Origin of the sequence: Dictyobacter aurantiacus (genome assembly GCF_003967515.1) — a bacterium.
Taxonomy (GTDB): Bacteria; Chloroflexota; Ktedonobacteria; order Ktedonobacterales; family Ktedonobacteraceae; genus Dictyobacter; species Dictyobacter aurantiacus.
On the sequence record NZ_BIFQ01000002.1, the window covers coordinates 530,728 to 544,454 of the forward strand.

A 13,727-nucleotide genomic window follows, 5' to 3' on the forward strand; every position below is an offset into this window, starting at 1 on the left:
CATGGAAAACTTGTAAAACGTCGTATAGGAAAGGGATGAGTTTGAGCATATGATTATACGTTCGCTTGGAACGCATGGCCCTCTTGTATCGGCTATTGGTCTGGGCTGCGGCGGCATGTCTGACGCATCCGGCCCAGAAGATGAGGCTGAAAGCATCGCGACAATCCATGCCGCTATTGAGGCTGGTATTACTCTGCTTGATACAGCCGATTTCTACGGGATGGGACACAACGAGATGCTGCTGCGCGAGGCGCTGGGGGGACGGGCACGCGAGCAGGTCGTGATTAGCGATAAGTTCGGGGGATTACGCGATCCCGCAGGCCGCTTTGTTGGTGTCGATGGTCGTCCCGCCTCGGTCAAGAACTTTCTGGCCTATACCTTGCGTCGGCTTGGCACCGATTACGTTGATATCTATCGCCCCGCTCGTCTGGATGATACTGTGCCTATTGAAGAGACCATTGGTGCTATCGCGGACATGATCAAGGCCGGGTACGTTCGTTTTATTGGCCTCTCCGAGGTCGGGTCCGCCACGATAAGGCGCGCGCAGGCGGTGCATCCGATCGCCGATGTACAGCTCGAATACTCGCTGTTCTCACGCGGCATCGAGGCCGATATCCTCCCCACCTGCCGCGAGCTTGGCATCGGCGTTACGGCGTATGGTGTTCTGTCGCATGGCCTTCTCAGCGGGCAGTGGTCGAAAGATCGCGCACATGCGCCCGGCAGTTTCACCAGTTTCAGCCCGCGCTTCAACAGAGCCAACCTCGATCACAACCTCGCGCTCGTCGAGGCATTGCGCTCGGTAGCTGAGGCAAAGGGGGCGACCGTCTCGCAGCTAGCCATTGCCTGGATCCTCACGCGTGGACAGGATATTGTGCCGCTGGTTGGAGCACGTCGGCGCAAGAACCTCACTGAATCTTTAAAGACCCTCGACCTGCGACTGACAGATGATGATGTGGCCCGGATCGAACAGGCTATCCCAAAAGACGCAGTTGCGGGCGAACGGTATCCAGAGCCACTGATGGCCCTGCTCGATAGTGAGCGAGATCGAGAGCAGAACCGATGACCGACGAATCGCTCACGCCCGAATGTATTCTTGAAGCGGCACAGGAGGCCCAGCGCCGCTTCGAGCTTGCTGGTCATGCGGCGAGTGCGCTGCGTCACCGGAGCTCGCAGATGTAGGATATGGCTGGCTTGTCGTTGAGCGTGAGCTCTCCGACGGCGACGAAGCCGTTGCGTTCAAGTACCTTGCGCGAGGCAGGATTGTCCAGCCTGACCCTCGCACGCAGTCTGGTAAGTCCGTACTCTGTGGCGGCGAGCTCGCGCACCTGGCGCACCGCAGCTGTAGCCAGACCCTGTCCAACGGCCTTCTGCGCGATCCGGTACCCGAGTTCCGCCGAACCGTCTGCCACTTTGAACAGGTTCACCCGTCCTACCACCTCGCCACCCTCGGTCACCAGCAGATGGAAATAATCCGTCCCGGCGGCCTGCCATTCGAGCAGTTGCGCATACCGCGTGTCGAACTCGGCGAAGAACTCATCTCCCCGATCCGGCACCGACGCCGCGAAGTAGGCCCGATTCTCCTGCTCGAAGGCAAGCAGGGCTGGCGCGTGATCGGGTCGGATCAACTGAATGTCTGGCATCGGATGTTGGAGGCGCGGACTCGCTTCCGACCCCGTTGCCTGGTCCTCTTGCCGGGTCCTGATCAGTTCTGAAACCTCTGGATGCTGGTCCTTGTCTTGTATCTCTTGCATATGATGCGTCCCTTCCAATTTCTTCAAGATACTATGCTAAAAAACACTATAGAGGAGCTTTTTATTTCAATACACCACGCAGGTGCATTTTTATGTATGTCTTTTGCGTGTCATAAACGTATGCTACAGACACTAAAGAAAGAGGTAAATGGTTATATGAAAGCAGTAGGAGTAACAGCATTCGGTGGACCCGAGACGCTGCAGGTTGTGGATCTGCCGGAGCCGCACGCGGGAAATGGCGAGGTGCGTATTCGCGTGTATGCCGCGACGGTGAATCCGACCGATACGGCGTTCCGCGCGGGTCTGCAGGCAGCGCGACTGCAAGGGCGGCCCGGACCCTATATTCCCGGCATGGATGCGGCGGGCGTGATCGATGAGTTGGGTCCCGGCGCCGATGATCGTCTGAAGATCGGTGATCGCGTGGTGGCGCTGATAGTGCCGAGCGGGCCGCATGGAGGTGCGTACGCCGAGCAGGTCGTTGTGCCGGCCGCCTCGGTTGTGCACGCACCGGCCGGCGTAGACTTCCCGGCCGCCTCAACACTGCTGATGAACGCGATGACCGCGCGCCTGGCGCTGGATGCCCTGGCACTACAGCCGGGACAACTGCTGGCGGTGACAGGGTCGGCGGGCGCCTTCGGCGGTTACGTTATTCAGCTGGCCAGGGCTGATGGCCTGAGGGTAATCGCGGACACATCGCCATCAGATGAACGGCTGGTGCGCTCACTGGGCGCGAACTTCGTGCTTGAACGCGGTGATACGTTCGCGTCCCTGGTGCGTTCAATGGTTCCGGAGGGTGTGCCCGGCCTGGCCGATGGCGCCGTGCTCAACGGACGCGCGCTGCCCGCCATCGCCGACGGCGGTGGACTGGCGGTGATTCGCGGCTGGGAGGGTCCGAGTGAGCGCAATATCACCATCCACCGGATCATGGTGATGAGTGCCGCCACCAATACGGCGGCGCTCGAAAAGCTGGTGCGCCAGGTCGAGGACCATACACTGACACTGCGCGTAGCCGATGTATTGCCAGCCGAACAGGCTCCAGAGGCGCATCGCCGCTTCGAGGCCGGCGGCGTACGGGGACGCCTGGTGCTGGACTTCCGTTCCTGAGGCTCACCGACACCAATCTGCCGGATACCGATAAGAAGCAGAGGTGCACGATCATGTTGCGATGATCGTGTCCCTCTTTTTTTCAAATAGAGACCTGGGCCAAATCAGACCGCTCGACCCTCTTTCTTTGTGCGATCACAGATGGTGGTCATCGCAACAACTCCTTTCCTCCAGCATGATAGTATCGGATCACTCTCAATCGAACCGAGACCCACTATCCCTTTTTCAAAGCGCTAATGACTCATTCTGAGGGGCAATGGGAACCGGTAACGATGTGAGCATGCGAGCATATATATTCTATATGCTATAGAGCAAACTGATATACGCTCAAAAAAGCGTGTATCTCTTCACGAGAAGAGATACACACAGTTCCACGACACGCTAGAAGCACGTTCCCATCCACTATTTAAATCCGTGCAATCGTGTGAACGCTATCAACCGACACACTACGATTAGATACAATACCCATTAAAGGCACGCCAATAACCCATCGCGCTTTCCGTACTTTGTGTCGATGGATCTACGCGATACGAAGGAGGACAGAAGCCAGCAAGCTTCATGCTTCGCCCATCTGCAGCCCCTTTCCGAAAACCACAACTGTAATCCCAATTATCGCATCCCGCAATAACCTGATTCTGGGGGATTGGAGTCAGGGTCGGTGGTGGTGGTGGCGGCGGTGGTGGTGGCGGCGGTGGTGGTGGTGGCGGCGGTGGAGTAACCGACCCTGCAGAACAAGCTTGACTATAGCCAGCCCAATAACCGAGCTCGCTCTGCGCCTCTTGTGGACCATAGGAATAGCCCCTAGATTTCGTAGCACACATACCATTGGCTGCCGCAGTTTGCCCATCCAGAAGACCACGCTGGTAACCACAGCCGTAATCGCTATCAGAACAACCCGGAACAGCGGCTGAGATGTGCGACGAGGCAGAGGCATGCTGAGCAGGCTGAGAAGTCAACATGATCCCTGCGATGAGGCATACTCCCAGTAGCAGGCGAAACAGCAATTTACGCATCTTTTATCTCCTGACTATTCTCGTATTTACAGAACGACAGGCTCAATCAGGACTTTGATTTCTGTGTGCTTTGTCCAATGGGTCAGGTTGGATGGGAACATGCTACTTTATCTGCATCCATTGAACGAATTCATCACAAAAATCAAAAAATCCTTTATATAATTTATTATACATCCGATCATATAATAGAAACTTTTACATAATATATAACCTTTCATTCAAAACATGGGCAAAATACTATCGATGATCGTGTCCCTCTTTTTTTTCAAATGGAGAGCTGTCCCAAATCAGAGAGCTGAACCGTCTTCCTTTGTGATGATCACCGATGGTGGTCATCGCGCCACAACGTCTCTAGTTATAGAATGGGAAGGAACATATGACAAAAACAAAGAAGGCTCCGTGGTTCGCTACCCTGGGAAATAAGCTGACGGTGCCCCTGCTGCGCGCGGGCGTCAAGCTCAACGGAACTGGCAACTATCCGATGTATCTGCTGACGGTACGTGGACGCAAAAGTGGGCAGCCGCGTACGGTCCCGATTGTGACGATTGAGCGCAACGGGAATCGCTATCTGGCCTCCCCGTATGGAACCGTGGCCTGGGTGCGCAATCTGCAAGCAGCGGGCGAGGCCACCCTCACGCGTGGAGGTCGGGTTGAAACGGTCAAGGCTAGAGAGCTTCCCCAGAGAGAAGCGGCCCTCGTTTTGCAAGCAGATATCAAGGGTGGCAACCCTTTTGCTCGCTACTATCAGGTCACAGCGGAATCTTCCTTTGAGGAGTTTGAGCGGGTGGCGGCCAGCCATCCTGTGTTTTTATTACAGGGCGCCGTGTAACCGGGGTCGGCGTCATCTTACCAGTGTGAGGAAACAGCGTGGAAACCTTTGAAACCTATCGTAGCTACCTCTTCGCCATCGCCTACCGCATGCTCGGCAGCGCGATGGACGCCGAGGATATCGTGCAGGAGACCTACCTGCGCTATCAGACCGCTGAGCCTGCGACCATTCACTCGCTCAAAGCATATCTCACCACCATTCTCACGCGCCTGTGCATGGATCAACTCCAGCTGGCGCGCCGCAAGCGAGAGCAGTACGTGGGACCCTGGTTACCGGAACCGATCCACACCGAAGAGATTCCAGAGGCGACCGATCCCGAAAAGCGTGTCGAGACCGAGGAATCGATCTCACTGGCGTTCCTGGTGCTGCTGGAGCAACTCCAACCGTTCGAACGTGCGGTCTTCCTGCTGCGCGAAGTCTTCGACTACGAGTTCGCGGAGATTGCCGCCATGCTTGAGAAGAGTGAAGGCGCCTGTCGCCGCTCCTTCAGCCGGGCGAAGCAGCACCTGCTTGAGCAGCGACCCCGCTTCAAACCCACTCCCGAAATGCACCGGCAACTGCTTGTCAACTTCCTGACGGCCGTGCGCAGCGGAGAAATGACCACCCTGACGGAACTGCTCTCCGAAAATGTGGTCCTGTGGGCTGATGGTGGTGGAAAAAACAAGCAAGCTGCACTGCGCCCGATTCATGGGCGAGATGCCGTGGCACGCTTTACCCTGGGAACGAGGCGCTTCTGGCCAGAGAACGTTTCTGTCGAGCTAGCAAGCATCAATGGTCAGGCCGCCCTGCTCATCCGCGCGAACGGCCAACCCTTCTCCGTTCTGACCATGGATGTAGAGCAAGAGCGGATTCAGACGATTCGCATCATTGCCAACCCGGAAAAACTTGCGCGGATCTGAAGGTCCCTTTGACCTCGACCTGAAAACGCCCCGTGGCCACATCCGGTGGCGTCGTCTGGTCACTGGCTGTACAATTCACGGTCGTTGGGCCACTGGGGAACGGAATGCCCGAGGCGGGGGAACACCTCACCGTCGGCGCACTGCCTGGATCATCGGGCAGGCTCCCCGTCGCACTGTAGGTCACGATGGTCACTGAGAACTCGTTGCTAGCACCTTAATGGAATGGGTATATCCCCAATCCAGGCCTGGATTGGAGATATACATTGAGCCACTATATACGAGATGTAGGTTCCCATCCAACATGCATGCCCACGAAATCGTGTAACATCTAGCAAGGTTAACCAACCTGATGGTAGACATCACGATAACCATGCTAAAGTCCCAATCACTACGGATAGAGTGCAGCCGCTCCCGCAGCCCCCCAGTTTAGGGAAGATGGAGCAGTCCTTGAACAATAATAAGAGAAGACATACTGAAAGCCAGCCTGATAGCCCCGCTCGTAATCCGGTCCATAACTAGTAGTAACAGACACAGGCGCATGCGACATCCCACAGAGAGTATGCTGGTTCCACATATTTATCGCAGCCGCATGACCAGCATTGTAACCGCAGCTGTAACTTGTGCAAGGTGGCGGCGTCGGTGGCGGCGTCGGCGTCGCTCGACAATACAGAGCCGAGGCGTACCGAATGCCGTCATTATAACCTCGATCACTAGGCATGGTAGCAGGATAGCGGGGCGTAATCATCGCACACCGACGAGAAGCCGCCATGCTTTGTACATACGCAACACCTTGGCGGTAACCACAATTGTAATCGTAATCCCAGCAGCCTGGAACATAAGATAGAGCAGACGACGAGGCAAATGCATGGGGAACCACGCGGAAGGTCATCATCCCTCCCATGGCGAGCACACCAAGCAACACACAAAACAGAACTTTACGCATCATTTCTCCTTCTGGATCATCTCATATCCACATAACCACAAACCAGACCAGGAATATGCTTGCTGTACGCTTCGCCCAGGAGAACAGATTGGATGGGAACATGCTGCCGCGTTTGCTTCCTTAGACGAACTTAATACATCAAGCAAATATACTTCATATGTATATTATACGTACTTTAATAACTTATGAAGTTATATATAATATAAAACAATTTTTTTATATAAAATTTAAAAACTACACAGAGAAATTTTACAAGCATAAATGTATTTTTAAGTTATATTATTGGCTATTCTAATAAATAAAGAGGCTCTCCGTCCTTGTGGGGGAAGGACGGAGAGTGAGAGTGGCGAGGGCGCCTCGCGCTCCGTCAGGGGGTGCCGCCCCTCAAGGACGGAAAACCAATAAAGATAAGACCCACAAGCACCAGAGATAGAGCGCTTGATTTTTGTGCGGGGATTGGTTACGCTTGATGCTGAGTACAAGCTCATTCCCTGCCATAAAGTCGTCCACAGGGAGAAGATTTGTCGCTGAAACTTCCACACAGATGAGGGAGGGACCCATGACAATGTCGCATGACAACGCTGATGCCGTATCCACACGATCCTCTATCGCGCGCATGAGTTATACCAGCGCCACTACCGATACGCCGCTGCTCGGTCTGACGATCGGCGATATGCTTGATCAGACGGCCGCGCGCTATCCCGATAATCTGGCCTTGATCTCTCGTCAACAGGGGATCCGCCTGACCTACCGGGAGTTCCAGGGGCAGGTTGACCTGTGCGCGCGCGCCCTGCTGAAGCTGGGGCTTGAGAAGGGGCAGCGCCTGGGCATCTGGTCGCCCAACCGGGCGGAGTGGTGCATCGCCCAGTTCGCCACCAGCAAGATCGGCGTTATTCTGGTCAATATCAACCCTTCGTACCGCCTCAATGAGCTAGAGTATGTCCTCAAGCAGTCCGGTTGTCGGGCCTTGATCCTGGCGCCCGAGTTTAAGAGCTCCCACTATATCCAGATGGTGCAGGCGCTGGCCCCCGAGCTCAACACCTGCGCTGCCGGACAGTTGCAGGCGGCGAGGCTACCCGAGCTGACGACCGTCATCCATATGGGCACACATGACGTGGCCGGCATGTATCGCTGGTCCGACGTGATGGCTCTGGGACATGAGGTTGACGCGGCCCGGCTGGCAGAGGTCCAGCGGCAGCAGCAATTCGATGACGCGATCAACATTCAATACACGAGCGGCACCACCGGATTCCCCAAGGGGGCGACGCTCAGCCACCACAACATCCTCAACAACGGCTATTTTGTCGCGCACCTGCAGAACATCACACATGAAGATAAGATGTGTATCCCGGTGCCGCTGTACCACTGCTTCGGCATGGTGATGGGCAATCTCGGCTGCGTCACGCACGGCGCCACCATGGTCTATCCTTCCGAAGGCTTTGAGCCGCTGGCCGTGCTAGAGACCGTACAGGAGGAGCGCTGCACCTCCCTCTATGGCGTGCCGACCATGTTCATCGCCGAGCTGAACCATCCCGACTTCGCGAAGTTCGACCTGACCAGCCTGCGCACCGGCGTCATGGCCGGCTCCCCCTGCCCCATTGAAGTCATGCGCCGTGTTATCTCACAGATGCACATGAGCGAGGTACAGATCTGCTACGGAATGACGGAAACCTCGCCTGTCTCCGCGCAATCGCGCATCGATTCGCCGCTGGAGAAGCGGGTGAGCACGGTAGGCCAGATTCATCCGCACCTGGAGATCAAGATCGTCGATCCGGCCAGCGGCGCCATCGTTCCGTTGGGGACGCCCGGTGAGCTGTGCACGCGCGGCTACAGCGTCATGCTGGGCTACTGGGATAATCCGGAGGCCACCAGCGCGGCCATCGACCAGGCACGCTGGATGCATACCGGCGACCTGGCGACCATGGATGAGGAGGGCTACGTCAACATCGTCGGCCGCATCAAGGACATGATTATCCGTGGCGGCGAGAACGTCTATCCCCGCGAGATTGAGGAGTTCCTGTATACCCATCCGAAGATCGCCGACGTACAGGTCATCGGCGTCCCCGATCCCAAATACGGCGAGGCCATCGTCGCCTGGATCAAGGTACGCGACGGCGAACAGTTGAGCGAGGACGAGGTGCGAGAATATTGCCGCGAGCAGATCGCGCACTACAAGGTTCCGCGCTACATCCGCTTCACGCAGGAGTTCCCGATGACCGTGACGGGCAAGATTCAGAAGTACCTGATGCGCGAAACGTCGATCCAGGAACTGGGCCTGCAGGATGCGGCCTCGATTCAAACGGCGTAGTGCACGTTTGGGTTCGTGCGTGGAACATTCCTTACCGGGTACCACGTGGGGTGAGCGTGGAAGACGGGGGAAGCGGTGTCGTGGGGGGACGTGGGCTGCCGTCGCTGGCGCTGGCAGCCCTGTCGACCGTTGAAGGTCGACCCTACAATTACGTTCCTTGTTTAAGGGAACGTTCCGAATTCGGGGGCGTTGAGGATGCTTTCGATGTTCTCGCCTGGGGGTACGTTCCCTCTTCTTTTTCCGTTCCTGTCGCTATCGCGGCTACGCCAGCAGTCCCCCATCGACGACCAATGAGGTACCGGTGATATATGAAGCTGCGGGACTGGCCAGAAACACGACGGCCGCCGCTAGCTCCTCGGGCCGACCATAACGACCAAGGGCGACAGTTGGCAGAATATTGGCCGAGAAGGGACCCTCGGCCGGGTTCATGTCGGTATCAATGGGACCGGGCTGGACCAGGTTGACGGTGATGCCCTTTGGCCCGAGATCGCGCGCCCAGCCTCTGGTGTATCCTGCCAGGGCCGCTTTTGTCGCCGCGTAGTCCGCCAGGCCGGGAGTCCCCACACGCGAGGCGAACCAGGAACCTAGCGAGATGATGCGCCCTCCCTCACCCATGACTCGTACCGCCGCCTCTACCGTTGTCGCCACCCCGGCAAGGTTGACGGCCATCATGCGAGCGAAAGTGGCCTCGTTTCTCTCCACGGCATCAATCGTCCTGAAGGCCAGCACACCGGCGTTGTTCACAAGAATATCAAGCTGCCCAAAGTGTTCGACAACATGCTCGATCAATGCCCTGGCCTGCGCGGCATCAGCTTGATCCGCCTGAAAAGCGGCCGCGCGTCCTCCCTTTTCCCTGAGTTCGTTGACAAGAGCCTCAGCCTTTGAGGCCGAGGAGGCGCTGGTATAGCTAATCGCGACCTCGGCTCCCTGTTCGGCCAGCGCGCGTGCCGTGGCGGCACCAATACCACGGGATCCACCGGTGACCAGGGCCACCTTTCCAATCAATGTCTGAGTCATTTTTCTTTCCTCCGATTTATAGTTATTCATATCGTTAACCTTACTCCGCCACCATAGCGGAGCGTAACTCTATCGCTTCTTCCTCACTCCGATCAGGGATGCGGCGCGAGCGGATCAAGGCTCCCGCCAGCACTCCGGCCAGGGCCACCACGGCGCTCAGCCAGAAGGTATCCTGCAGCGCCTGTATCATCGCCTGGTTCTCGATGAGATGCGTGACGCCGCCATGGTTATGGTCATAAATGCCCCGAAGACAACGACCAGAATAACAATCCATTTATAGGGAAGCCTCGGTCGTGCCACTGACGACCGTGTAGGAAAAGCCATACTCCTCTTACCCTCCAGCATTGCGCATAGAACGAAACATTGAAAGTAGTATATCCGATCTCAGTATAACCAGTCAAGTTCTTTTGATGGTAAATATTTTGACGCAAGGGCGCTTTAGGCTTTCCGTTAAATATGCTATACTGGTAAAAAGAAAGATAAACTTACAAAAGAAGGCAGAAATATGATCACTGAACCCCTCAAGCTCCTGCAGGAATGCATCAATACGCGCTTTGGAAGACGTGCTGATGAATGGGGTGATCCAGAACAACTCCGTGCCTGGTTGCTGCAACGGCACTTGTTGACCAAGGAACAGGTCGTAACCCGGAGTGACCATCAGCGCATGATAGAAGCGCGCGAGGCCATACGGGGTCTCTTATATATGAATACCGAGGGCAACGTAGAGGCGAGCTCTATTGATGTACTCAATCACCTCAGCCAGCGCGCACCATTGCAGCTCTCATTCCAGCAGAATGGGCAGGCCAACCTTACATCCGAGCTCACCGGTATTGATGGAGTGATCGCGAGATTGTTCGGGATTATCTTCACCGCCATGGCAGACGGAAGCTGGAGCCGGCTCAAAGTCTGCCACAACGAAAAATGCCAGCGTGTATTCTATGATGTATCAAAGAATCGTTCGGGAACATGGTGCTCGATGAAGATATGCGGCAGCCGTGCCAAAGCCCGCGCCTACCAACACCGGCACCAGAAGAAAGATGTTGTCTAGTCTTCAATCCGAGAAGCACTGGACCCCGGCTTCTACGCAATAAGTCCTGGTGGCTGGCCGGGGTCCTCTTCGCTGCGCGTGATGTATAGCTTTTCCTGCGTCAAGATCAAGAGCGGAAGATCGCGGGCGGTTGTGGTTCTGGCTGCTGGAGCGTGCCCTGGCGAGCGGAGCGGATGATAGCCCAGAGCTTTTCCGGTGTCAGGGGCATGTCGATGCTTTTGACGCCCAGGGGCGCCAGGGCATCGAGGGCGGCGTTGACGATGGTGGGCGGCGCGCCTATGGTGCCGGATTCTCCGACGCCTTTAGCTCCCAGCGGATTGAGCGGCGAGGGCGTCTCGACCAGGTCCAACTCGAAGCTGGGCAGATGGCCGGCTGTCGGGATGGCATAGTCCATAAAGGTGCCGGTGAGGTTCTGTCCCTCGTCGTCGTAGACGACCCCTTCAAAGAGGGCCTGCCCGATCCCCTGCGCCAATGAGCCATGGACCTGTGCCTCCGTAAGATAGTGGTTGAGGACGTGGCCCGCGTCGTCCACGGCGATGTAGCGCAGGATCTCCAGGTCGCCGGTCTCGCTGTCGATCTCGACGATGGCGATGTGCGCGCCCGAGGCGATGGCTGTGCCGGCGGAGGCGAAATCGTGCCAGGCGGCCAGCCCCTCAATAGGAACGTTATTGGCGGGATTGGGAGCCTCGCGCTCGATCAGGTCTGGCTGCTCTTCGACCCTGCGCGCCAGCTCACCCAACTCGATCGCGCGCGCAGGGACGCCACGCACGACGATGCGTCCCTGCTCCAGCACCAGGTCATCCACGGCTGCTTCGAGTACCTGGGAGGCGAGTTGGAGTGCCTTCGTGCGCGCTTTTTGCGCGGCCAGGTGAATCGCAGAACCAGAGATCTGAGTAATGCGGCTGGCGTTGGTGCCGGTGCTATAGCCGGGGAGCGAGGCGTCGTTCAGGCGTACCTCAACCTGTGAGCCGGGGACACCAAAGGCCTCGGCGGCGATCTGCGCGAAGGTGGTAAAGTGGCCCTGACCATTGTGGGCGACCGCGCTCTGCACCAGGATCGTCCCATCGCGCTGGATGCGTACCGTCGCCGCCTCCTGGGGTCCCTGTCCACGCGAGGGGCCACCGGTCGTCTCAATGAAGGTCGAAACGCCGATGCCGAGCAGTCTGGCGGAGGATTGCGCGCGCCGCTGGCGCTGCCGTTCACGCCAGCCGGCGTAATCGGCCAGGGCCAGCGCCTTATCCAGCGCCGCCTGGTAATTGCCGCTATCGTAGACCAGGCCACCCGCCGTGCGATATGGAAACGCATCGGGAGGGATCAGATTGCGGCGACGTACCTCGACCGGATCGAGCTGTAGCTCGTGGGCAACGCGCTCGATGGTGCGTTCGACAATGTAGGCTGCTTCCGGACGGCCCGCGCCGCGATAGGCACCCGTCGGCACCTTATTGGTGAGAACGGAAGCGATCTGACACTCGATGGCCGGGATCTGATAGGCACCACTAAGCATATTGGCTGAAAACAGGGGCAGCAGGGGTCCGATACTATAAAGGAATGCGCCCACATCACCTATGGTGCGAACCCGCAGGGCGAGCAGGCGACCCTCAGCTGTGCAGGCGGCCTCGACATAATTAATCTGTCCACGCCCATGCATATGCGCCTGCAGGTTCTCGCCGCGATCCTCGATCCACTTAACCGGACGCGCCAGTTGTTTGGCCAGCACAGCCGCGATGATCTCCTCACCCAGAAAGAGCGTCTTGGCACCGAAGGCACCGCCGACATCCGCGTTATAGACCTGGATATGTTCAGGGGGCAGAGCCAGGAAGCGGGCCAGCGTATTACGGGCCTGAAAGACGGATTGCGATGAGAGCCAGGCGGTCAAGCGCTGCCGCTGCGCGTCAAAATCGAACAGGCAGGCGCGTGGCTCCATCGATGCAGGAGCCAGGCGCTGATTCTCCAGTCGCAGGGTAACGGTGTGATCCGCCTGCGCGAAGGCCGCCGCGACATCGCCGCCCTGCGTCCCGCCTCGCAGCACCACATTGCTCCCCAGTTCTTCATACAGCAAAGGAGCATCCGCCGCCAGAGCCCGCTCAGGATCGGTGACCGAGGGTAGCGGCTCGTAATCGACCTCGACCAGGTCGCGTCCATCAAGGGCGGCATAGATATCTTCCGCCAGCACCACCGCGACCGGATCGCCCACGTAGCGCACTTTGCCGACCGCCAGCGGATGACGCGCGGGCATCTTCAGGTCCGACGCCATCTGAGCGAACATAAACTCCATCAACGGCAGATGCTCAACCAATTCATCGCCCGCGTAGACCGCGGCCACGCCGGGCACCGCCCGCGCCGCATCGAGCTGGATTGAGTTGATGCGCGCATGCGCGTATGGGCTACGAACAACGGCCATCTGCAGCGGCGCGGGACGGCCCGCCGGGAGGCGTACATCATCAACGTAGGCGCCACGGCCCGTAATCAGCCGATAATCTTCTGTGCGGCGTTCCAATCCCGCCGGGAGAGCATGACGTTCACTCATCAATCAAATCCACCTTCTAGTGGCAAGCAAAAGCCTTAGTCCAATCCTAAAAATAAATACAGTATATTCCTATTTTAAACCATCCTTCCCCGAAATGCATGCACGCCAACCAGAAGGGAAACCCACATTCAAACGTTCGCAGAAAGGCAACGCAGCGCACCAAAAAACACGCCCCCACAACACGAAACGTTCCCCAACATGATACGACCCCGCATACGAAACGTCCCCCAAAACCGCAATGCCCCTGTAGGGACGACCCTCAGCGGTCGTCTGGGCTGCCAGCGCCAG

At 57.5% G+C, this 13,727-nt stretch carries 12 protein-coding genes; 6 read left to right on the forward strand and 6 right to left on the reverse strand.

The features are described from left to right. Window positions 1-49: 49 nt before the first annotated feature. The gene (locus tag KTT_RS27055) at window positions 50-1,063 is read left to right on the forward strand and encodes an aldo/keto reductase (RefSeq protein WP_126600694.1); all 1,014 of its coding nucleotides are present in this window, start codon (window positions 50-52) and stop codon (window positions 1,061-1,063) included. 94 nt (window positions 1,064-1,157) lie between these two features. Here KTT_RS27055 and KTT_RS27060 read toward each other — a convergent pair whose 3' ends face one another. After that, window positions 1,158-1,640, reverse strand: coding sequence for a GNAT family N-acetyltransferase (locus KTT_RS27060; RefSeq protein ID WP_126603168.1), 483 nt, complete (start codon window positions 1,638-1,640; stop codon window positions 1,158-1,160). A 267-nt stretch (window positions 1,641-1,907) separates the two neighbouring features. On the opposite strand from KTT_RS27060, the gene KTT_RS27065 reads away from it, so the two are divergent. Continuing rightward, entirely contained in the window at window positions 1,908-2,855 is a 948-nt protein-coding gene (locus KTT_RS27065) for an NADP-dependent oxidoreductase (protein WP_126600696.1), read from the forward strand. 452 nt (window positions 2,856-3,307) lie between these two features. Here the strand turns inward: KTT_RS27065 and KTT_RS36635 are convergent, their stop codons facing one another. Continuing rightward, the gene (locus KTT_RS36635; protein WP_126600698.1) at window positions 3,308-3,868 is read right to left on the reverse strand and encodes a hypothetical protein; all 561 of its coding nucleotides are present in this window, start codon (window positions 3,866-3,868) and stop codon (window positions 3,308-3,310) included. A gap of 376 nt (window positions 3,869-4,244) precedes the next feature. On the opposite strand from KTT_RS36635, the gene KTT_RS27075 reads away from it, so the two are divergent. Together KTT_RS27075 and KTT_RS27080 are read left to right on the forward strand one after the other, a co-directional pair. After that, window positions 4,245-4,697: a nitroreductase family deazaflavin-dependent oxidoreductase gene (locus tag KTT_RS27075; RefSeq protein WP_126600701.1), complete on the forward strand. Its 453-nt coding sequence runs from the start codon at window positions 4,245-4,247 to the stop codon at window positions 4,695-4,697. Window positions 4,698-4,735: 38 nt separating this feature from the next. Next, window positions 4,736-5,596, forward strand: a complete 861-nt coding sequence (locus KTT_RS27080) for an RNA polymerase sigma-70 factor (RefSeq protein ID WP_126600703.1) — start codon at window positions 4,736-4,738, stop codon at window positions 5,594-5,596. Here KTT_RS27080 and KTT_RS27085 read toward each other — a convergent pair. After that, window positions 5,562-5,789 (reverse strand): hypothetical protein, encoded by a 228-nt coding sequence (locus KTT_RS27085; protein WP_126600705.1) that lies wholly within the window; start codon window positions 5,787-5,789, stop codon window positions 5,562-5,564. The genes KTT_RS27080 and KTT_RS27085 overlap by 35 nt on opposite strands. A 1,309-nt stretch (window positions 5,790-7,098) precedes the next feature. On the opposite strand from KTT_RS27085, the gene KTT_RS27090 reads away from it, so the two are divergent. Further along, entirely contained in the window at window positions 7,099-8,847 is a 1,749-nt protein-coding gene (locus KTT_RS27090) for an AMP-binding protein (protein WP_307720664.1), read from the forward strand. Between the two features lie 261 nt (window positions 8,848-9,108). Here KTT_RS27090 and KTT_RS27095 read toward each other — a convergent pair whose 3' ends face one another. After that, window positions 9,109-9,864, reverse strand: a complete 756-nt coding sequence (locus KTT_RS27095; RefSeq protein ID WP_126600707.1) for an SDR family oxidoreductase — start codon at window positions 9,862-9,864, stop codon at window positions 9,109-9,111. Between the two features lie 40 nt (window positions 9,865-9,904). Then, a complete protein-coding gene (locus KTT_RS27100) occupies window positions 9,905-10,138 on the reverse strand; it encodes a hypothetical protein (protein WP_126600709.1) in 234 nt (77 codons plus the stop codon). A gap of 231 nt (window positions 10,139-10,369) precedes the next feature. Here KTT_RS27100 and KTT_RS27105 point away from each other — a divergent pair, with 231 nt between their 5' ends. After that, on the forward strand, window positions 10,370-10,912 hold the full coding sequence (locus KTT_RS27105) for a CGNR zinc finger domain-containing protein (RefSeq protein WP_126600710.1): 543 nt from the start codon (window positions 10,370-10,372) through the stop codon (window positions 10,910-10,912). Window positions 10,913-11,018: 106 nt separating this feature from the next. On the opposite strand, the gene KTT_RS27110 is transcribed toward KTT_RS27105, so the two are convergent. After that, window positions 11,019-13,439, reverse strand: a complete 2,421-nt coding sequence (locus tag KTT_RS27110) for a xanthine dehydrogenase family protein molybdopterin-binding subunit (RefSeq protein WP_126600713.1) — start codon at window positions 13,437-13,439, stop codon at window positions 11,019-11,021. Window positions 13,440-13,727 lie beyond the last annotated feature (288 nt).

Bases quoted from the DNA above. Each gene is read 5' to 3' on its own strand.
- KTT_RS27055 (WP_126600694.1), top strand. From the start codon at position 50: ATGATTATACGTTCGCTTGGAACGCATGGCCCTCTTGTATCGGCTATT.
- KTT_RS27060 (WP_126603168.1), bottom strand. From the start codon at position 1,640: ATGCCAGACATTCAGTTGATCCGACCCGATCACGCGCCAGCCCTGCTT.
- KTT_RS27065 (WP_126600696.1), top strand. From the start codon at position 1,908: ATGAAAGCAGTAGGAGTAACAGCATTCGGTGGACCCGAGACGCTGCAG.
- KTT_RS36635 (WP_126600698.1), bottom strand. From the start codon at position 3,868: ATGCGTAAATTGCTGTTTCGCCTGCTACTGGGAGTATGCCTCATCGCA.
- KTT_RS27075 (WP_126600701.1), top strand. From the start codon at position 4,245: ATGACAAAAACAAAGAAGGCTCCGTGGTTCGCTACCCTGGGAAATAAG.
- KTT_RS27090 (WP_307720664.1), top strand. From the start codon at position 7,099: ATGACAATGTCGCATGACAACGCTGATGCCGTATCCACACGATCCTCT.
- KTT_RS27095 (WP_126600707.1), bottom strand. From the start codon at position 9,864: ATGACTCAGACATTGATTGGAAAGGTGGCCCTGGTCACCGGTGGATCC.
- KTT_RS27100 (WP_126600709.1), bottom strand. From the start codon at position 10,138: ATGGATTGTTATTCTGGTCGTTGTCTTCGGGGCATTTATGACCATAAC.
- KTT_RS27105 (WP_126600710.1), top strand. From the start codon at position 10,370: ATGATCACTGAACCCCTCAAGCTCCTGCAGGAATGCATCAATACGCGC.
- KTT_RS27110 (WP_126600713.1), bottom strand. From the start codon at position 13,439: ATGAGTGAACGTCATGCTCTCCCGGCGGGATTGGAACGCCGCACAGAA.